Origin of the sequence: Myroides sp. A21, assembly GCF_000807225.1 — a bacterium.
GTDB lineage: Bacteria > Bacteroidota > Bacteroidia > Flavobacteriales > Flavobacteriaceae > Flavobacterium > Flavobacterium odoratimimum.
On sequence record NZ_CP010327.1, the window covers coordinates 3,549,799 to 3,570,396 of the forward strand.

At 30.0% G+C, this 20,598-nt stretch carries 18 protein-coding genes and 3 pseudogenes; 10 read left to right on the top strand and 11 right to left on the bottom strand.

What is annotated here, in order from left to right; all coding sequences use genetic code 11:
• Positions 1-336: 336 nt before the first annotated feature.
• From MYRA21_RS18680 to MYRA21_RS15905, 8 genes are all read left to right on the top strand, one after another.
• Entirely contained in the window at positions 337-675 is a 339-nt protein-coding gene (locus MYRA21_RS18680) for a hypothetical protein (protein WP_144246101.1), read from the top strand.
• A gap of 296 nt (positions 676-971) precedes the next feature.
• Positions 972-1,496: a c-type cytochrome gene (locus MYRA21_RS15875; protein WP_016649278.1), complete on the top strand. Its 525-nt coding sequence runs from the start codon at positions 972-974 to the stop codon at positions 1,494-1,496.
• A 22-nt stretch (positions 1,497-1,518) separates the two neighbouring features.
• Complete coding sequence (gene nosZ, locus MYRA21_RS15880) at positions 1,519-3,477, top strand: Sec-dependent nitrous-oxide reductase (protein ID WP_006263785.1); 1,959 nt, start codon at positions 1,519-1,521, stop codon at positions 3,475-3,477.
• Between the two features lie 89 nt (positions 3,478-3,566).
• Entirely contained in the window at positions 3,567-4,175 is a 609-nt protein-coding gene (locus MYRA21_RS15885) for a hypothetical protein (RefSeq protein ID WP_006263786.1), read from the top strand.
• Between the two features lies 1 nt (position 4,176).
• Entirely contained in the window at positions 4,177-4,614 is a 438-nt protein-coding gene (locus MYRA21_RS15890) for a nitrous oxide reductase accessory protein NosL (protein ID WP_016649277.1), read from the top strand.
• Between the two features lie 36 nt (positions 4,615-4,650).
• Positions 4,651-5,904, top strand: a complete 1,254-nt coding sequence (gene nosD / locus MYRA21_RS15895) for a nitrous oxide reductase family maturation protein NosD (protein ID WP_016649276.1) — start codon at positions 4,651-4,653, stop codon at positions 5,902-5,904.
• Entirely contained in the window at positions 5,888-6,589 is a 702-nt protein-coding gene (locus tag MYRA21_RS15900; RefSeq protein WP_006263789.1) for an ABC transporter ATP-binding protein, read from the top strand. Before nosD ends, MYRA21_RS15900 begins: the two co-directional genes overlap by 17 nt.
• A gap of 2 nt (positions 6,590-6,591) precedes the next feature.
• Positions 6,592-7,374 (top strand): ABC transporter permease, encoded by a 783-nt coding sequence (locus MYRA21_RS15905; protein ID WP_006263790.1) that lies wholly within the window; start codon positions 6,592-6,594, stop codon positions 7,372-7,374.
• Positions 7,375-7,437: 63 nt separating this feature from the next.
• On the opposite strand, the gene MYRA21_RS15910 is transcribed toward MYRA21_RS15905, so the two are convergent.
• Entirely contained in the window at positions 7,438-8,025 is a 588-nt protein-coding gene (locus MYRA21_RS15910; protein ID WP_006263791.1) for a Crp/Fnr family transcriptional regulator, read from the bottom strand.
• A 421-nt stretch (positions 8,026-8,446) separates the two neighbouring features.
• Positions 8,447-9,307 carry a bestrophin family protein gene (locus MYRA21_RS15915; protein ID WP_006263792.1) on the bottom strand — a complete coding sequence of 287 codons (861 nt, stop codon included), beginning with the start codon at positions 9,305-9,307 and terminating at the stop codon, positions 8,447-8,449.
• Between the two features lie 256 nt (positions 9,308-9,563).
• On the opposite strand from MYRA21_RS15915, the gene MYRA21_RS15920 reads away from it, so the two are divergent.
• Entirely contained in the window at positions 9,564-10,850 is a 1,287-nt protein-coding gene (locus MYRA21_RS15920) for a chloride channel protein (RefSeq protein ID WP_006263793.1), read from the top strand.
• Positions 10,851-11,045: 195 nt separating this feature from the next.
• Here MYRA21_RS15920 and MYRA21_RS18830 read toward each other — a convergent pair.
• From MYRA21_RS18830 to MYRA21_RS15950, 6 genes and pseudogenes are all read right to left on the bottom strand, one after another.
• A pseudogene (locus MYRA21_RS18830) lies at positions 11,046-12,317 on the bottom strand (IS1182 family transposase); the annotation flags it as partial.
• Positions 12,318-12,368: 51 nt separating this feature from the next.
• Entirely contained in the window at positions 12,369-13,280 is a 912-nt protein-coding gene (locus MYRA21_RS15930; protein WP_369813275.1) for an IS3 family transposase, read from the bottom strand.
• On the bottom strand, positions 13,256-13,570 hold the full coding sequence (locus MYRA21_RS15935) for a transposase (protein ID WP_039329766.1): 315 nt from the start codon (positions 13,568-13,570) through the stop codon (positions 13,256-13,258). The genes MYRA21_RS15930 and MYRA21_RS15935 overlap by 25 nt, the downstream gene beginning before the upstream one ends.
• A 66-nt stretch (positions 13,571-13,636) precedes the next feature.
• Positions 13,637-13,822 (bottom strand): annotated as a pseudogene (locus tag MYRA21_RS15940) (IS5/IS1182 family transposase); the annotation flags it as partial.
• Between the two features lie 22 nt (positions 13,823-13,844).
• A pseudogene (locus MYRA21_RS19515) lies at positions 13,845-14,760 on the bottom strand (IS1595-like element ISMod1 family transposase).
• A 282-nt stretch (positions 14,761-15,042) separates the two neighbouring features.
• The gene (locus tag MYRA21_RS15950) at positions 15,043-15,609 is read right to left on the bottom strand and encodes an HPP family protein (RefSeq protein ID WP_006263798.1); all 567 of its coding nucleotides are present in this window, start codon (positions 15,607-15,609) and stop codon (positions 15,043-15,045) included.
• 439 nt (positions 15,610-16,048) lie between these two features.
• Here MYRA21_RS15950 and MYRA21_RS15960 point away from each other — a divergent pair, with 439 nt between their 5' ends.
• Entirely contained in the window at positions 16,049-16,291 is a 243-nt protein-coding gene (locus tag MYRA21_RS15960) for a hypothetical protein (RefSeq protein ID WP_039329772.1), read from the top strand.
• Between the two features lie 290 nt (positions 16,292-16,581).
• On the opposite strand, the gene MYRA21_RS15965 is transcribed toward MYRA21_RS15960, so the two are convergent.
• The 3 genes from MYRA21_RS15965 to MYRA21_RS19480 form a co-directional block, all read right to left on the bottom strand.
• Positions 16,582-18,261: a S41 family peptidase gene (locus MYRA21_RS15965; RefSeq protein WP_039329774.1), complete on the bottom strand. Its 1,680-nt coding sequence runs from the start codon at positions 18,259-18,261 to the stop codon at positions 16,582-16,584.
• A gap of 14 nt (positions 18,262-18,275) precedes the next feature.
• Positions 18,276-19,007, bottom strand: a complete 732-nt coding sequence (locus tag MYRA21_RS15970; RefSeq protein ID WP_039329777.1) for an outer membrane beta-barrel protein — start codon at positions 19,005-19,007, stop codon at positions 18,276-18,278.
• Between the two features lie 410 nt (positions 19,008-19,417).
• Complete coding sequence (locus MYRA21_RS19480; protein ID WP_255419971.1) at positions 19,418-19,552, bottom strand: hypothetical protein; 135 nt, start codon at positions 19,550-19,552, stop codon at positions 19,418-19,420.
• Positions 19,553-20,598 lie beyond the last annotated feature (1,046 nt).

The window sequence follows — 20,598 nt, forward strand, 5'->3', positions numbered from 1 at the left end:
ACAAAATTATTAATTAGTTGATTTTAAGATAAATAAAGGACGGGATAATTTGTAAAAAAGACTGACATTCAGTATATTAAAGGTTTAATTCTGACATAATGCCTTTAAAAACGAACAACAGCCTAGAGTACAAAAATACAGAACTTCTAACAACTTTAAAAGCTAATTTTAAAGGGAAACTGGGGTTAGCTAGGATCCGACTTATTTGTTTGTTTATCATCTCTCTATGCAAAGTAAAGTCTGTGAATTTTTCAAAAGTATCAACTGGATTTGACAACTGTGCCGAAACTAGTAGTAACTATAGACGTATTTTAGCGCTTTATATCTTCAGCTGATTTGAAATTGGAATGGGTATCTCGACTAATATTTGCACTTATTTCTACTGAGGAATCTTATGTTCTTGTGATGGATCGCACCAATTGGAAGTTTGGAAAACAAGACATAAACATCTTAATGCTAGGTATTAGTTATAAGAATATGTGTTTTCCAATACTATTTAAAATGTTAGATAAGCGTGGTAACTCAAATACAAATGAGCGAAAAGAACTTATCAATACTTTTATTGATTGGTTTGGTAAAGATTGTATTAATTGTGTATTAGCAGATAGAGAGTTTGTTGGAGAGGATTGGATTAGCTATCTAAATGATAAGCAAATGAATATAGTTACACATTAAACGATGATATATTCTAAAAACAAATTCAGATATACCTACACTGTTCTAATAATACTTCTCAATTTGTTCTAAAACTCTTTATTTATACCTAAAATAAATAAGACCATTTTTACTCTATATTCACCAATTTTCACCCCTTATAGTAACGATTCGATCCTATTTTATCTATACTTAGAATTTGAGCTTCTAAAAAAAGATGTTTTTGTCCTTTTATTTCTCACTTTGTGATTCGAATCATAAATTATGATGCGAAAACCATATAATTTTGGTCACATAACATTTAAAAATTAATTGTAATGATTTCAAAATCCTTTTCATTATTCCTATTAGCTACTAGTTGTATTACAATAGTATCTTGTAATAATAAATCAACAAATAATACAGAAGAAAATATTATAACTAATGAAAGAAAGATAGAAACAACTGAAGAACAATCAACAAAGACAACTGCTTCAAATGATAGTAATTTACCAGCTTCAGAACGTGTTGAATTAAACAATAAAGGTGTTGGTCCAATCAAAGAAGTAAAATTAGGTGATATAGATCAAGCCATGGCAAGTAAAGGACAGGAAATCTACAAAAATATGTGTACTGCTTGCCACAAACTTGATAAGAAATTTATTGGTCCTGCACCAAAAGGAATTCTTGAAAGACGCTCTCCTGAATGGGTCATGAATATGATTCTTAAACCAGAAGAGATGTTAGAGAAGGATCCTTTAGCAAAAGACCTTTTAAAAGAATTTAACGGAGCTCCAATGGCAAATCAGAACCTGTCAGAAGAAGATGCACGAGCGGTTCTTGAATACTTCAGAACACTTTAGAAATATATAAAAAGTATCAATTATGAAAAAAAACCTTAATATATTATTAACGAGTTGTTTTCTTTCTTTATTTTTAATTGGTTGTAACAATTCAAAACAAAGTAACAAGGGAGCAATATCTTCTAATGCTGCTGAAAAAGTATATGTAGCACCCGGCGAATATGATGAATACTATGGTTTCTTTTCTGGTGGTTTTAGTGGACAATTATCTGTCTATGGCCTACCATCAGGAAGGCTTTTTAAAGTAATTCCTGTATTCTCACAAGATCCGGAAAAAGGATATGGATATAGTGAAGAGACTAAACCAATGTTAATGACTTCTCATGGCTTCGTACCTTGGGATGACTCTCACCATCCTGATATCTCTCAAACAAATGGAGAGCTTGACGGAAGATGGATATTTATCAATGGTAATAATACTCCGCGTATTGCTAGAATTGACTTAGAAGATTTCAGTACAGCAGAAATTATAGAAATTCCGAATAGTGCTGGTAACCACAGTTCTTCTTTTGTAACAGAAAACACAGAATACGTAGTAGCAGGTACTAGATTCTCTGTACCTATTCCACAAAGAGATATGCCTATTAAAGATTATAAAGGTAACTTTAAAGGGTCATTATCTTTTATCAAAGTTGATCAAGATTCAGGAGATATGGACTTAGCCTTCCAAATTCAAATGCCTGGTTTTAACTATGATTTAGCACACCCTGGTAGAGGTAAATCTCATGGATGGTTCTTCTTTACTACTTATAATACAGAAGAAGCGCATAGCTTACTAGAGGTCAATTCATCACAAAATGACAAAGACTTTATAGCTGCTGTAAACTGGAAAAAAGCAGAAGAATATATCAAAGCAGGGAAAGGTAAAAAAATGCCTGCAAAATATGCTCATAACAAGTTTGACAATAATACTCACACTGCTACAAGTACAATGAAAGAAGAAGTTCTTGTCTTAGATGCTAGTGAGCTCCCTGGATTAGTTTACCTACTTCCTACTCCTAAATCACCTCACGGTTGTGACGTTGATCCTTCAGGAGAATACATTATCGGAAATGGAAAATTATCTGCTAACCTAACCGTTCACTCTTTTACTAAAATGTTAGATGCAATCGAAAAGAAAAAGTTTGATGGTGAAGCTTATGGATTGCCTATTCTAAAATTTGACGATGTACTTGCAGGAGTAGTAGAACAACCTGGATTAGGACCTCTTCACACTGAATTTGATGGAAAAGGAAATGCTTATACTACTTTCTTTATTTCTTCAGAAGTAGTTAAATGGAAATTAGGAACTTGGGAGATTATTGATAGAAAACCTACTTATTACTCAGTAGGTCACTTAATGATCCCTGGTGGTAACTCTAGAAAACCTGATGGCAAATACATGGTAGCAATGAATAAGATAACTAAGGATAGATATTTACCTGTAGGACCTGATCTTAACCACTCAGCTCAATTGTATGATATCTCAGGGGATAAAATGGAGTTAATCCTCGATTTCCCAACTATTGGAGAACCACACTACGCTGCTGCTATTAAAGCAGATAAAATTAAAAACAAATCTAGACAAATCTACAAACTGGATGAAAATAAACACCCTGCAGTAGCTAAGTCACCTAAAGACACTAAAGTTATTAGAAAAGGGAATGAAGTACATGTATACATGACTATGATTAGAAGTCACTTTACTCCTGATAATATTGAAGGTGTTAAAGTTGGAGATAAAGTATTCTTCCATATTACAAACCTAGAACAAGATTTTGACGTTCCTCACGGTTTTGCAATGTTAGGAGCTAATACAACTGAGTTACTTATAACTCCTGGTAAAACAGAAACTATTGTATGGGAACCAAAACAAGTCGGAGTCTGGCCGTTCTACTGTACAGATTTCTGCTCTGCATTACACCAAGAAATGCAAGGTTATGTTAGAGTATCACCTGCCGATTCTAAAATTGAATTGTCATGGTCGTTAGATGATGAATAAGTAGCCATCCTCTAAATTATACGTATTATTTTATTTAATTCTTTAAAGGACAAAGCTTATAAGCTTTGTCCTTTATTAAAAAATGTAAAATGAGAAATTCATCCATATTAATGATAATAGGTTCATCTTTACTATTATCGTTATTCTACTTCCCCTTGTGGAATATAGAACTAGGAGCCCCTCAATATCCCATCCCTTTAGGTATGGACATATATATAGATGGGATTAAAGGTGTTCAAGAATTTGATCTTCAAAACATAGATGGTCTTAATCACTATATTGGAATGAAAACAATTCCTAAACCTGAACAAATGTGGGAATTCACAGTCTTTCCTATTGTAATCGCTTCAATGGCTGTCTTAGGTATTGCTATTGGTATAGCTGGATTATTTAATAAAGTAAAACCCAGTTTATTCTTAGGTTGGTTGATTTTAATGGCTGTATTAGGAATAGCAGGCATGTATGACTTCAATCTTTGGTTAATAGAATATGGAAGTGATTTAGATCCACATGCCATTATGAAAATGGTAGATTCAGCTGGTAATCCACTTACCTATGAACCTCCCCTATTTGGTCATCGAAAAATCTTAAACTTTGATGCATATTCTTATCCTCATACAGGGGCATATTTAATGGCATTCGGTATGTTATTAACTTTTATTGCTTACTTAATAGGCCGAAAAATAAAAAACAATTAATATGAAAACTTATTACTTAATTGGTATTATACTTCTTTTTTGTTCATGTACAGCTAAAATCTCTCCTATCGAATATGGAGTAGACAATTGTGATTTCTGTAAAATGGGGATAGTAGATAACAAGCATGCCTCACAGGTAGTCACAGATAAAGGAAAGAACTATAAGTTTGACGCAATTGAATGCATGATTTCTTATACAGCGGAAAACGAACAAAATCAAGGACCTTATTTACATATACTTGTTTCTGATCTTACAAATCCAGGTACTTTAATCCCTGCTAAAGAAGCTACTTTTATTATTTCTAAGAACATCCCAAGCCCAATGGGGGCATTCTTATCTGCAACCAAGACAAATCAAGAAGCACAAAAACTTATAGAACAAAACTCTGGCAAAATATACACCTATACAGATATTGTTAAACAAATAAAAAGACATTAAAAATCGTCACCTATTCAAACAAAATCTCACATACTTATGAATCTAATATTTAAAAATTTTCTGTTTTTATTGTTACTTACACAAGGGTTTTGTGGGGTTGCTAAGACTATCACTGTCAGTAGAAATTCAACTATTACATCCATTAAGAAAGCTATTGAACTTGCCGAAGACAACGATGTAATAAATGTTGAGTCAGACACATATAAGGAAACAGATATTTTAATAAATAAACCTCTAACCATAAAAGGAAACAACGCAACTATAGATGGTGATAACAAAGGAGAAATTTTTATAGTAAAGGCTAATGATGTGACAATACAAGACTTCAAAATCATTAATGTGGGTACTAGCTATATTAAAGATTATGCCGCAATTAGAGTACGAGAAAGTCAAAACTTTGTAATTAAAAATAACATCATTGAAGACTTATTCTTTGGTATTTACTTAGAAAAATCTAAAAATGGAAAAGTCTTAAATAACAAGATCTATGGAAAAGCTAAGAGCGAGTTTAATTCTGGAAATGGCATACAACTCTGGTATAGCAACTATATAGAAATAAAGAATAATTATGTAGAGAAAGTTAGGGACGGTATCTATCTAGAATTCTCAAGTTACTGTACAATAGATAATAACATTAGTAAACAAAATGTTAGATATGGACTCCACTTTATGTTTTCTAATAATGATACAGTCTCTAACTGCTCTTTTACAAAGAATGGTGCTGGCGTTGCTATTATGTTTTCTAAATTTATGAAGATGTATCATAATACCTTTAGTGATAATTGGGGATCTGCTGCATACGGAGTACTGTTAAAAGAAGTTAATGATACGAGTATTTCTTACAATCTATTTAAAAATAATACAACAGCAATAAATATTGAAGGATCTAATAGAGTGGAATATCTTCACAATGACTTTGTCAACAACGGATGGGCTATCAATTCTAAGGGAGCTAATTATCAAAATAAAGTCAACAACAACAACTTCCTAAATAACTCTTTTGATTTACTATATCAAGGTCAATTGAATCAGAATAGTTTTGAAGGAAACTACTGGAGTAACTATTCAGGTTATGATCTTGATAAAGATGGTATAGGCGATGTCCCGTATAGACCTATTCGACTATTTTCTTATGTGGTAAATAAAACACCTGAATCTATAATCTTTTTACGCAGTCTATTTGTAGATATTATTGATTTCTCTGAAAAAGTAGCACCTGTATTCACACCTGACAATCTAATTGATTCTAAACCTTTTATAAAACAAATTAAACATGATAGCAATAAATGATTTACATAAAAAATTTGGAGAAATACAAGTTTTAAAAGGTATTGACTTAAGCATAGAAGAAGGAGTCATAGCAATCTTGGGTCCTAATGGAAGTGGTAAAACAACTCTGAATAAATGCATACTGGGTATGGTGTTCCCTGATAAAGGGACAATATGTATCAATGACCAAGAAATATCAAAAAATTGGAACTATAGAAAAGATATTGACTACTTACCTCAGATAGCAAACTTTCCGAATAATATCACGGTATTAGAGTTAATCAAAATGATTAAAGATCTTAGAAATGAAAAATCTATTGACGAAAGCTATTACATTGATATTTTTAAGCTTTCTCCTTTCTTAAACAAAAAACTAAACAAACTCTCTGGTGGTACAAAACAAAAGGTAAACCTCCTACTTACATTCTTATTTGACAATCCTATACTAATACTTGATGAACCTACTACAGGTTTAGACCCAGCTGCATTAATTATCTTAAAAGAACTTATAATTAGAGAGAAGAAAAAAGGTAAAATAATACTTGTTACTTCACATATTATGAGCTTTGTAGAGGAGGTCTCTGATAAAATTGTTTTTATACTTGAAGGAAAGATTTACTTTAATGGTACTATTCAAGAACTCAAAAATTTAACTAAACAAGATAATTTTGAACATGCCATTGCTAATATTTTAACTGACAATTAATTATGCTTAAAATTCTTAAATATAGTTTCTACGATCTGATCAGAAGTAGATGGAGTTATATCTACTTACTATTCTATCTAGCATTAGGATTTGTTCTACTATTCCTAAATAATGACATAGGGAAAGCAATTATTACACTTATGAATATAATTATTGTGCTAGTCCCTCTGATAAGTACAATATTTGGAATTATGTACTATTATGATTCTAAGGAATTCACTGAGTTATTACTAGCATTACCCATTAAAAGATCATCTATTTTTATAGGCCAATATCTAGGAGTTGCTTTATCCTTATCTATGAGTTTACTTATTGGATTAGGTATTCCATTTATATGTTACGGATTATTCGCCTCAGATATCATTACTCATTTTATCCTACTGCTCACTACAGGTACCTTTCTGACATTTATCTTTAGTGCTTTAGCCTATAATATTGGATTAAAAAATGAGAATAAGATAAAAGGTTTTGGATTCTCTATTTTATTATGGCTTTTTTTAGCTGTTATATACGATGGTATATTTTTGAGTATATTAATGATCTTCGGAGATTACCCTTTAGAAAATATATCACTAATAGGTACTATTCTAAATCCTATAGATTTATCTCGTATTTTAATCATATTAAAACTTGATATATCAGCACTTCTAGGGTATACCGGTGCAGTTTTCAAGAAATTCTTTGGAGACAATTTGGGTAGTACTATATCGTTTTTTATTCTTTTATTATGGGCAGCTATTCCAGTTTTTTCTATTTATTTAACTTCTAAAAAGAAAAACTTTTAGTGTTATTTTTTTTATTTTTGAGTATGTTGGATCAACAGAGCCATAGGCTCTGTTGATCTTTTTTTAGATAAATAATTTACCTCTCTCTATACGAAGCAAGTGCTTTTTCTCAAGTTCTTTAATTGCTCGGATAACAGTTTCAACTCTTAATCCTGTCATATCAGCTATTTGTTGGCGTGTTAACTCTATACGTAATTCACCTTTTCCTCTTTGTCTATTTTTTACAAATCCAAGTAATGTTAATACCCTTTTTTCTGAATCATTACATGATATCTTAGGTGCCATAATAGACTTATAATACAACCTATAACATAAAAATTGCAATAACTCATAACAACATTCCTTCTCTTTCTTTAATAATCTAAAGAAATCTTCTTTTGCAATTAAAATTATACTACTATGAGTCAGAGCAATTGCACTAGTTGGGTAATTAATTCCTATAAACAAAGGCGGTTCACCAAAACTTTCTCCATCTGAAAATATTCCCTGAATAAATTCTTTACCTTCATCGTTTAAATTACTCATCTTTACTTTGCCCTCTACTATTTGGTGATAATACTTTGCTTCTTCACCTTGAACAACAATAACATCTGACTTATTAAATTCCCTAATAAATCCATTGTAACGTAGTAAAATTTCAGCATCAATCATAAAAATAAGTTTTAATATTATATGTCCTAAATTTACAACATATTCTCCCTAAAACATATTAATAATACGAATAAAACTCTTCAAAATATCAATAAATACATATAAATTATATCAAAAAAATATTTCTACAATAAAACAAATTTATCCGATTTTATTCTCAATTATAACTTATAATATTATAAATACAATAACCTTTGTTATTACTAAAATTTAGTTAGTTTTTGAACTCTACCCTTTATTTTAATCGTATAGTTAAAAAAGCTAAACTTAATATTATTGGAATTTTAATTCACTCTATTTTTTAGAAGATTAGAGAATAGAAACTTATTTAATAGATTTTGACTAAGTACAAATACCACAAAAAGGATTTGACATTAGAATAAACCAAAAAGAACTACTTTAACTAAAAAAACTTAATAACCTATTGGGGTAAAATTTTAGAAATTTCATTTAATGAAGAACTAATATCATTACATATTTGATCTAACAACAAATCACTTTTTCTATCTTTAAAAGGTTCAGCTATTTCAGCAACCACAGCATCTAAACTAATAAACGTATATGATATAAAAAAAACAAAAAAAGGCATAAACCAAGACATTGAGCCTAATAAGCCAAAAGGTAAGAGAAAGCAGAAAATATAAATAGTCCTATGCAATAATACAAAATATACGAAGGGAATTTTTGTATCTACAATACGTTCACATGCACCTAACACTTTTGATAATTCTTCAATATTATGATTCATTCTAGCACGTATAATAAAATCAATTCGCCCATTAATAAACTGTTCATTTGTCCAATTTGTTAATTCATTCAAAAGATAAGCTGACTTAAATTCTTTTTGACGCAAATTATTATATATATCTTCTGCGATCAACGGAGTTAAATCATTCCAATTATTCTTATTTTTTAACTCTATATTAAGTGTATAACAAAAAGCAACAATGATATTAACTCCATTTCTTTTATCTTGAATTGTAAAATTAGAATCTTCCTTTATTAAATTAAGAATTTGAAAAGTTAAAGATCTACTATGTGACATTAAATTAGCTAATTGTTTATTACCTTCTTTAAAACGATCATATGCAGCATTATTACAAAAACCTAAGAAAATAGCTAAAGATATACCTACAAAAGAAAAAATTTCAACATTCAATGGCAATACTACTTTAGGAAAAAAATATCCCATAAAATATACTAACCACGACAAACTAAAAATAATTAAAAGTATTGGAATCGTTTTTCTTAAAACCAAATCTTTTTTATCACATAATATCATAATTTTTTTTTTCTTTTTGATCCATAATAAATATATTGTACTAATCTAAATTTCACGATATAACTAACCTTCCCTATTATAAACTCTCTCAACTTTAATAAAGAACTTATAAAGAGAATAAACATAAAAATTAGCTCATTAAAACTAATAAAGTTACTACGTATTTTTCTTATTTTTGTAACCAAAACTACATACTTATGTAGTTGATATATTAACAAATTATAAACTACAACACTATATCAATCAATATTATACAATGTATAAAAGAAAAAAAATAACGAATCACAACCTTTTCAAATTAATCTTAGTTTCCGGTTTTATCAGTATATGTAGTTTAGTTTTAGTTTTTATGACTCAAAAATTAACAGAACATGTAGAGGAATTCCTTTTTGAGACTATATCAAACACACAAAAAGCATTATTTATAATATTCCCTTCGATAGGTATAACTTCAATTTACTTCTTACGTAAACTACTTTTCAAAGGTCGTAAAAATAAAGGAATTACAGAAATATATAAAACACTTGATCAACGAAAAAATCACTTACCTATATTTAAGATTCCCTCGCATTTAATCAATGGTTTTTTAACCGTATCTACTGGAGGTTCAACTGGTATAGAAGTATCATCAGTAGTAGCAACAGCTACAGTTGGCAACGTAATACACAACAGACACTTTTCTGCAAATATCTATAAAAAAGAACTAATTTGCTCAGGAGTAACTGCGGCAGTAGCTCTATTATTTGCAAGTCCATTAGCTGGATTTTTGTTTGCAATAGAAGTAATTGCACGAAAAAAAAGTAAAACCTTATTTTTAAGTTGCGGAACATCTGCAATATTATCTTGGATATTTTTACTATTATTTAATTATAAACCTTTAATCCCATTACACATAGAAAAGTGGAATGTTTATGCAATTCCATTATTTTTATTGTTAAGTTTAATAGCTGCACTTTTATCTATTTATTTTACATTACTTGTTACACGAATTAAAAAAATATTTGGTAATATTAATAATAATTTTGTACGAGTAAATCTTGGTGCTATTTCTGTTGGTTTATTTATTTTTATACTTCCAACATTATATGGAGATAGTTATCACGGATTAAAGAGTATATTAAATAACCTTGATTCAATACCAATATATACCTTAGCTATCTTAATATTAATAAAACCTTTGGCTGCATCCTTAACACTAGGAGCTGGTGGAGATGGTGGAGTATTTGCACCAAGTATAGTTGCTGGCGCATTTTTAGGTCTTTTGTTTGCTCAAATTTGTAACACCTACTTTGATTTACAGTTAATTTTATTAAATTTTGCATTAGTTGGAGCAGCTGCTACCTTATCTGCATCAATTTATGCTCCATTAACAGCTATAATTTTAGTATGTAATTTAGTACCTAATGGGTACTTATTATTTTTACCATTATTCTTGTGTAGTTTTACTGCAAATTATTTTTCAAAATTAATCTTACCCTATAATGTATATACCTACGATTTTTACTTAGAACACGCCCCAATAATTAAAAAAGATAGAGATTAATCGAGGGCACTGAAAAAGTGAGCTATTTCTGATTTTTTCGTTTTCAAAGGCACAAAAAAGACGCTTTAAAAGAGTTTTAATAGAACCTTTCTTTAAAGCGTTTTTTTATTTAATTAAATTGAGTTAAATATCTTGGAGCTTATTTAAGCATAAATAGGCTTTTTTATACATGATAATAGATCCTATAGAATCACCTTATAGTAATTTCAGTATTCTTTTTAGGTTTACAGTAAAAATAGCCAGGGCACCTTGCATTTGCATAGAGGTTAAGCCATAAGAAATCGCTGTATCATATCCATGTACATTCTTTAGTTCGGCATTTTTAGCTTCAATTTTGTAGCGATGTTTCGATTGTTCTTTAAACTCTTGTGTTTGTTCAAAAGCTATTTGATCTAAATGTGTTTGACTTGATATAGAAACAGAATATGATTTAGTTTTTGCCCCTGGTTTATAACACCCCTCTCTTAAAGGGCATTGTTTACATTTCTCTACATCAAAATAATATGTTTTGACTTGATTAACGTTATCTCTTTTTTGCCTTGAGTGGCCTTTCTAATAGCTAAATGACCAGCAGGACAGACAAACATATCAGCATCTTTGTTAAAATCAAATTGGTCTTCTTTTTTCTTGCTCCTTGACTAATAACTGGGTTTACTTTAGAAATGACCTTAATTTTATTCTCTTTTGCATATACTAAATTGTCTTTTCCAGAGTATGCCCGATCTCCTATGACAGATTTAACAGTCATTCCATTTTTAATAGACTCTTCTATTAATGTAGGTAATACTGGACCATCTCCTTTTTCACCCGAAGTTACTATTGCAGCAGTGATAATACGTTCTTTACTCATAGCTATATGAGTTTTGTATCCCAAGAAAGATTCTTCTTTAGATTTATAACCTATTCGATCGTCTTGATCTTTAGATAGATCGCGTTGCTCTTGCACATCTTGTCTTCTAAAGCTTCTTTTAAAACATTGATTTTCTCACTTACTTTCGGTAAACTACTAATAGTTTGTCTTTCCTCTAAGCAATCAAGTAGTTCTTTACAATAAGTCATTTCATTTTCCACAATGTCATCTGTATTTTTAGCGGGTAATTGATCTTTCAGATTAACATCTGTCTCATAAACAACTTTACGTAAGTTCTTTGATCGATATCTTAGGAACTCTATCGATGATGTTGAATTTGATCTACTCTGAGTATGAGTTGCATCAACTATTATAGAACCTGATTTGATTATTCCTTTTGCTACTGCTAAGGCTACAGATTTACTAATCAATAATTCTAAAAGGGCAGTATCTTCAAGGCGTAATTTTCTAAACTTAGTCAAGGTGCTTGCATCTATGACAGGTTCTTCAATTGTCATATCTAAGAAATATTTAAATGACAAGCCATAACGTGAGCGTTCTACTACATCTACATCGGATATATCAAATATGGTCTTTAATAATAGATATTTAAAAATGTTTTGACCCCTATAAACCTAGATATTTTTAAATTTTTAAAGTATAATGTTTTAGGCTACTTTTTCTCTGCTACAAATCAAGTGTTTGTCCTTTTCCCATTTCTCCATTGGAGTGATTTTTCCAAGCAAACCATGTAGTCTTTTGTTATTATAAAATACTACGTACTTCTTTAATATTTGTTCTATTTGTCCAAAAGTAAAGTATTCAAATTTAGTAAAAACCTCTCTTTTTAAAGTACCGTGATAGGCTTCTATGTGGGCATTTCCCTCTGGTGTTGCTACGTGTGTAAATTCTTGTGATACACCTACTAAGGAAAGGTATTCTCTTACATTCTTGGCAATAAATTGACTACCATTATCTGATCTAATAACCACATTTTCAGGGTAATCTAACTCTTCAAAAAGCCCTGACAATAATTCTATTACCTGCTTCTGCTTAATATTAAAGCTGAAGTAGTCTTTTAATATTCTACGGCTGTGTACATCAATTACAGAAAGTAAATAAGCATTTTTAACTTTTTGTGGTATCCATACCATCTTAATGTCCATTTCAATACACTCTAAGGGTCTTGTAGTCTTTACTTTACGATGCTTAACGTGCTTCTTATTCGAATGATCTCTAGTTATACGAGTTTGTAAAAGTTTGGCGCTTTTCATGATACGAAATACTTTTTTATGGTTAATGGTGTACCCTTCGCGTTTAAGATACTCGCTCATCATACGGTAACCACAATCCATAAAATCACCCTTTAAAAGCTCTTTAATTGACTCTACAACAGTTCGTTCGTTAACCCAACCTTGGGTTTTATGATAGGTTAATAAAGTAGCTTTATTACCTTTTGACTTGCCAGAACCCTTGAAGTAGTACGTGCTTTCACTTAAGCCAATCCAATGTATTAGTTTAGCTTTACTTTTTTGATATTTACTATAAAAGTAATCTACCAGATCTTTTTTGGATCGGATGTCCCAAACTTTTTTTTTAGCAGTTCACGTTGAACTTCTAATTCTATTTCTTTATCACTTAGCAGTTTACGAAGAATCTTATTCTCTTGCTCTGCTTTTTTAAGTTCTTTTGATTTGTCAGAAACAGCAGGTCTTAATCCTGATTCTCCTTGAGAATCGAATTTCTTCTTCCATGAGTAGAAAGTACCTGTACTTAAACTGTGTTTACGACAAGTTTCTATTACCCCATTTTCTTCTGCTTCTTGTAAAATTGATAGCTTCTCAGATAAGCTCCATTTCTTGTATTTCATAAGTCCAAAGTTATGTAATTAATTTACTAATTTCACTCCAGCTTATTTAGGGGCTAGGCTAATATAAAAAAGGCGTATAGGGGAATAAGCCATTCGGCCTTTAGTAGAGCTATATTTACTTGATAATTCCTCATAGATAAAACTGAAGTCAACTAAATCATTTATCTTTCGTAAAGTGTTGTTTTTAGGAACCAACATGTCATATAACTCTGAATATTTACTAAAAGATATTGTTTCTTGATGACCGATCATAATATTATATGTATCTCCGTTTTTAGTCATAAACAGTAATATTGGCAATAATAAGCCTATCAAAGAGCTTATCACCAAAGTACCTTCTATTAAGTTTATAAACGAATTCATCTAAGTACGCTTGAAGATATTTTCGTTTAATTTTATGGTAATTTCCTAGTAGATTTCTTTTGGCATTACTGATAGCTATATGTACCCATTTAAGAGTTTCTTTTGTTGTTTGTTCTGATGATTTTTCAGTGATATGTATCTGAACAAAATCTGAAATATCTACATAAGAAGTACTCTTGTCAGTTAAGACAATACTACTTTCTTGAATATTTTTCTTAATCATTTCATTAACACCTTCAGCTTTATGATCTTCTAAAACAACAGCTTTAAAAAAGCGTACATGATTTTGTTTTTCACCTGTTTTTATGTCCTTTAAAAACTGTACTCTCTGCCATAATTGCAACATTTTGGACACCTGTAGAGCCACGACCACTTTTTGTTTTAGACTTCTCTATTTCAGATGTTTCTACTTTAAAATACCCCTGATCCATCTCTAACATTCCTTCTAAAGTATATTTGCTATCTCTATTGCCCATTGCCTTGCGAAGTTTATGTACCATTGCCCATACTGGCTCATATCTTTTTAGTCCTAATTGCTTCTGAATTTCTAAAGTAGAAAAGCCTTTCTTGGTCGCTGTCATTAAGAACATTGTTTTATACCATATTAGAAAAGATAACTTAGAATATTCCATTATTGTTCCACTTTTTAAAGTCATACGAGAACGACATTTCTTACATTTATAACTCCATCTACTTTGAATCCAATAGTGGGCGTCATGACCACATCTTTGACAAGTGACTCCTAATTTGTCGCGTTGTTCTTTAAAGTGCAAACGGCATGCTTCTTCACTTGTAAATTCGGCTGAAAAGGTAAATAGATTGGCCATATGATTTCTCTCTTTTAGAATGCAAATATACCATTATGTCATTAAACGGAGATACATTTAATATTATCTATTTATGGGGCAAATCTAAAAAAACAAAGGGTTAAAATAAGAATCATTTAGATTCTTATTTTAACCCTCATACTATTTTAGGACTTTTTCAGTGCCCTCGATTAATCTTTATCTTTTTTAATTATTGGGATCAACATTCCATAAATAAAGTATGAAATTATACTAACTTCATTCGGTAAAGAATAAAACTAAAAACTTTTTCCTTGTTCTTTTTTACCGAATTTTTCTTCTCCTTACCTTATAAATTTTAATATAAGATTTTACAGGATATTGTCGTTTATGTGGAATATTATTAAAAATAATTGCCACTATAAACAAAATACTAACACCCGTAATTATGGGAGAAAATACATATTCATAACCTAAACTGGTTATACTATTCCCCCCTGTAACAGCAATTAAAGCTGTAGCTCCTCCTGGTGGATGAAGTGATTTAGCCATTTGCATACCTATAATAGATAGAGAAACTGCCAAAGGAGCTGCTACCCATACATATTGTCCAAATAACTTATATACAGTAACACCAATTATTGCAGAAATAATGTGACCAAAAAATAAATTTTTAGGTTGAGCAAGTGGACTACCTATAGCTCCATAAATTAACACACAGCTTGCTCCAAAAGATCCCACCAAGAATGTAAGGTCTTGCTTAGAAAACTCCTTAAAATGCAAAAAACTAATAATACCTAAACCTATAAATGAACCTATAAAGGCCCAAAAATGCTCACTAAAGTCTACCAGTGTTTCTTTATAAAGCAGATAACGAGTTCTGCGATACATTTTATTCTTTTTTATTGACATTTGCTCAAATTATACGTACTTACAAATATATTATATCGCAACATTAAAAAATTATTTTATATAATATAATTCTTAGTACACGACAAAAGTATTAAATAGTTGATTTTAAGATAAATAAAGGACGGGATAATTTGTAAAAAAGGCTAAAATTCAGTATATTAAAGGTTTACTTCTGACATAATGCCTTTAAAAACGAACAACAGCCTAGAGTACAAGGGTACAGAACTTCAAACAACTTTAAAAGCTAATTTTAAAGGTAAATTAGGGTTAGCTAGGATCCGACTTATTTGTTTGTTTATCGTCTCTCTATGCAAAGTAAAGTCTGTGAATTTTTCTAAAGTATCAACTGGATTTGACAACTGTGCCGAAACTAGTAGTAACTATAGACGTATTTTAGCGTTTTATATCTTCAGCTGATTTGAAATTGGAATGGATATCTCGACTAATATTTGCACTTATTTCTACTGAGGAATCTTATGTTCTTGTGATGGATCGCACCAATTGGAAGTTTGGCAAACAAGACATAAACATCTTAATGCTAGGTATTAGTTATAAGAACATGTGTTTTCCAATACTATTTAAAATGTTAGATAAACGCGGTAATTCAAATACAAATGAGCGAAAAGAACTTATCAATACTTTTATTGATTGGGTTTGGTAAAGATTGTATTAATTGTGTGTGAGTATTTAATTCACGCAATAATAAAAGTGAGTTCTTAATAATTATTTCTATTCTAAATTAATGAAACCAATAAGACACTAAACGAACTTATAAAATGAAAACACCATATTCTAGTAGATAGAATATATTAATTGAGAAGAGTTACACTAGAAAACCTCGTTATAAAACTTTTTTTTAAGGATACTACACCAGTAAGCCTCTCTTATTCATAAAAAAGCCCCAAAAAGTGTTTAACTTTTTGGAGCATATATTTATTTGAAAAAGGTTAACTATTTAGAATTTAAATAATTAATTGCTTCATTTAAAACTCTATCTACAAAGTTAGGCGAAGCCATTTGTTCTACTTCACTATCTGTTAGTGGAGATACTTGAATATTTGGTTTGATACCAACACCCTCTACTATCACTCCCTCAGCATCTTTCATAGCTAATAATGGCATATAGAATTTTAATTTACCTCCCGCAATCTCGTCTCTAGTACCTCCATTAAAATCATCTACAGCACCTAATCCTGCTGTTGCTCCAGCACTATAGTCACCTATACTTACTACATGATTTCCTTGTGACTTCAGCATTAATGTAGTGATTTCAGACATACTTGCACTACCTTTATCTGTTAAAACAGCAATAGGAATATTAGCTGGAATTCCAAAATTATGCGGTTTAGTCTTAGCCTCTACCCATGGAGTATAATTGAATCTACCATTTCCTTCTCTTGTTCTTTGGTAAGCAAATACAGCATTTTTAGTAATAAAACGATCTGAAATGAAACGTGCATCTACAACGGCTCCACCACCATTAGAACGTAGATCTATTATTATTTTCTTAATTTCCCCAGTATGTAATGGGTTTAAGAACTTCTGATAAAACTCTCCTCTAGTTAAAACTTGAGTTAAAGCACCTGTTAATTCTGGAAATCTATAACCAAAATTAACATGATTATCCATAAGACCTATAAACTCACCTACATAGAATTGTGTCGCTTCATTATATAAGCTTCCGTATGGTGCAATCGTATTATATTTAGGCAATGCATTATAGGCTATTAGAGCATTTTGGGCAGCAAGCATTAGTTCATTACTAACCACTTCAGTTTGGTTAAACTTCGCTGCTTCTTCTATAAATTCTTTATACGCTTTTGAATTAGAATATTCATTGTATTCTTCTAGTATATTAAAGGTTACCTCTTTAATAGCATTACGCATATTCACATCTTCAATAGCCTTTAATTTATCAGAGGTCTCTAAAATATTTTTAGTCAATAATAGTGCATTGCCTTTTCCTGGATTTAAATAATTATTCGCTAATGTTATTTTTAAATTATTAGTTACTGCAAATTGACTAAAAGAAAAATAATAGATATCTGGATTAGTATTTAGATTACCTGCAAGGATACCAAAACTACCTACAATAGATTTAAAAGCATCACTATTCACTCTATCTTTCATATAATTATACTTCTGAGCAAATGGATACACATAAGGTCTTACCGTATCAAGCACTCCTCCATAGAGTCTTTCAGTTCTAATAATATTCTTATTAGTTGCAGGAAACTGAATATCAACATAAAAATGGCGATCTACTATTGGATGTGTGATCTCTTTGAAGTAGCGAAAAGCAGTTAAATAATCTTCATGTATTTGACCATCGTCCTCATTAGGTCTACCATAAGTTTGTAGAGCGGCGAATTTAGGGTAATATGTCTTATATACATTATCCCAGTCTAAACCTTCTTGATCTTTCTGCTCATAAAAGTAATTATACTGCTGATCCATTGTCTTCCAAAAAGCTTCAAATAAATCGGCATAAGATTTTACATCCCCTGCAGTAAATCTTCTAGGATCAGTAATTGTGATATCATCAGCAGAACAAGAGTTCAAAACTGTTAGTGAAGATAGTGATAATATAGATAAACCAAATATTGTTATTTTATGTTTTACTCTTTTCATCTTGTGTAATTTTATTAAAATTTATAAGCAGCTCCTATAGAAATCATGTGTGAATCTCTAGTGTTCTTTTTATTTCCTGGACTATCGTATTTATAAGTCTCTGTAAGACCATAAAGATAATTATAGCCTAGGTAGACATCTATTTTATCTATAGCATAACCAACTTGAACCTGTCCTTGTAATCCCATAGATAATCTGCGTAACTGATTTTCATTCTTCTTAAAATCATAGTTTTCAGAAACTGTCGTATAATTAAACGAACCATCAGGCTGTAACTCAGAAAAAACAGGGTACTGTCCTTTAGTTTTCATTTTTGCCCAATATTCAGTGTAGATACCTCCTGCTGCTTTAACCCAAACTCCATTAGTATTATATGGATTGTTAATTAAGTATCCACCAACTAATAATGGTACAGATATAAAATCATTACTATACTTAGAATACCACCCCTCGCGAGACCCTGTTCTTTCAAATTCGTAATTTCTTTGTAAATATGAAACTCCTGTAGAAACGAATAAAGAATTCCAGACATTCATTTCTGCAGAAACATTAACCCCAAAACCTCCACGAGAATTATACTTAGAATCTACTAGATTCGAAATATTAGCATTTAATGAGGTATTAGTATACCCTAAATCAACCCCTACTTTGAATCGGTTTTCTTTTTGTTCAGTTTGCGCATGAAGACTCATGCTAAACATTGAGAGAAAGATAGCTGTTAAGCTACCAAATTTTGTTGAAATCATAATTTATTATTTATTTAGTCAATCTAAAGTAGTTAAAAATAAGTTATATTTAAAACAAAATTAACTAAAATTTTATACACACATAACTTAAAAATATTTTTTTTCTTTACAATCAACCGATTAACATGTATTTTAAATAATTTATTAAACATAACAATTAATTATAATAATTATAACTCAACATGTCATATTAATTATTTATTACATAATCAATAATTTGTAGGTTCTTTAAAAAACATACGTTTTGAGATAATTGACTTTATTAAAAATGAGAATACTACGAATTGGTAGAGTATTTTTAAAAGCAAACTAAAAAGAAACAAACAATTAAAAAATGCCCAATAAATATTAATCTCTTTAAGACATTTGTAATTGTCTAGACATTCAATCAATGACACCTTAAAATAAGACTACTTTAACTTTTTAGTATTCCAGAATTTCTTTAATCCTATGATAATAAAAGCATTATTTCTTTCAGTAGCATACCTTTCTTTGTATAGTTGTTCTTCAAAATAATCATCTTCATTATCTTGTCCATTTTCCATTTCGTTTTGGACAGATACTAGCTATTTAGATTTTACCTTTATCAGTCAATATTTTTCTAAGCTTCTGTGAATCAAAACCTGAATCGGCATTAATAAACAATTCTGATAGAGATATTTTTGCTTATACATAAGCCCTAAATAAAGCCTTAACAGGTAAATAACTCCACTTAAATACCTATTTTAGTTTAGATAGTAGAGCATTAACTATCTCATACAGTCGGTTTTTAATTTAAAGCCTCTTTCGGTTAGGGATAAGCATAGTACTATATCTAATTCTATATTATTTTTATGAAGTACTGGATACACAGGGTTGTAGTTTTTGTTTGTTTTGGTACTCAAATTTTTATACCTCTTCTTTATTTTTCAAAAGTCAAGACGACTTCGATATAAAAAAACATTAAATATAAAAAGCTACCTTAAAATAACTAAGGTAGCCTTTTACTAATACAGACGACTTGGTTAAGAGTGTGTCTCTTTAGGTTGAAAAGAAAAAAAATTGTGTATTATAGTTACATTTTACTAATTGGCTAAAAAAAATAAAAACCATCTTTTTCTCATACAACGCAAGCTTGTTGTTCTACTCTTTAAAAGTACATTTTTTTAAATAAAAAAAATATTTTTTTACACCTAAAATTACTTTTTAACATTATTAAGCAATTTTAATCAACAAAAGAATTAAAAACAAACAGCAACCTAATTAATTAACAAATATTCAAAATAAAAACAAATACAACTACATAGTACTAAAAAGAAACCAAGCTTACTAATGGTACTTTTTACTGCATATAATTAATTTAGATGCTTTAAAAGCCTAAAAGTTATATAACTAAGCTTGTTTTTTTTAAAATTTAACTCCGCAACTGTAAAACGTTTTCAAGTTGAATTATATTAAAATCAATACATTAAAAAATCCTTTGACTATAATTTATTATTGTGTTGAAATTAGCTCTTGATAACAATTAGGTATCAATTCCTTTTATCCTAAACTAGTTTAGATAGTATTTTAAATATTTGGTAAACACTCCACAAACAAATTGTTGTTAATT

Coding starts and splice junctions, on each gene's coding strand:
- MYRA21_RS15875 (WP_016649278.1), top strand. CDS start 972: ATGATTTCAAAATCCTTTTCATTATTCCTATTAGCTACTAGTTGTATT.
- nosZ (WP_006263785.1), top strand. CDS start 1,519: ATGAAAAAAAACCTTAATATATTATTAACGAGTTGTTTTCTTTCTTTA.
- MYRA21_RS15885 (WP_006263786.1), top strand. CDS start 3,567: ATGAGAAATTCATCCATATTAATGATAATAGGTTCATCTTTACTATTA.
- MYRA21_RS15890 (WP_016649277.1), top strand. CDS start 4,177: ATGAAAACTTATTACTTAATTGGTATTATACTTCTTTTTTGTTCATGT.
- nosD (WP_016649276.1), top strand. CDS start 4,651: ATGAATCTAATATTTAAAAATTTTCTGTTTTTATTGTTACTTACACAA.
- MYRA21_RS15900 (WP_006263789.1), top strand. CDS start 5,888: ATGATAGCAATAAATGATTTACATAAAAAATTTGGAGAAATACAAGTT.
- MYRA21_RS15905 (WP_006263790.1), top strand. CDS start 6,592: ATGCTTAAAATTCTTAAATATAGTTTCTACGATCTGATCAGAAGTAGA.
- MYRA21_RS15910 (WP_006263791.1), bottom strand. CDS start 8,025: ATGATTGATGCTGAAATTTTACTACGTTACAATGGATTTATTAGGGAA.
- MYRA21_RS15915 (WP_006263792.1), bottom strand. CDS start 9,307: ATGATATTATGTGATAAAAAAGATTTGGTTTTAAGAAAAACGATTCCA.
- MYRA21_RS15920 (WP_006263793.1), top strand. CDS start 9,564: ATGTATAAAAGAAAAAAAATAACGAATCACAACCTTTTCAAATTAATC.
- MYRA21_RS15935 (WP_039329766.1), bottom strand. CDS start 13,570: ATGAAATACAAGAAATGGAGCTTATCTGAGAAGCTATCAATTTTACAA.
- MYRA21_RS15950 (WP_006263798.1), bottom strand. CDS start 15,609: ATGTATCGCAGAACTCGTTATCTGCTTTATAAAGAAACACTGGTAGAC.
- MYRA21_RS15965 (WP_039329774.1), bottom strand. CDS start 18,261: ATGAAAAGAGTAAAACATAAAATAACAATATTTGGTTTATCTATATTA.
- MYRA21_RS15970 (WP_039329777.1), bottom strand. CDS start 19,007: ATGATTTCAACAAAATTTGGTAGCTTAACAGCTATCTTTCTCTCAATG.
- MYRA21_RS19480 (WP_255419971.1), bottom strand. CDS start 19,552: ATGGAAAATGGACAAGATAATGAAGATGATTATTTTGAAGAACAACTA.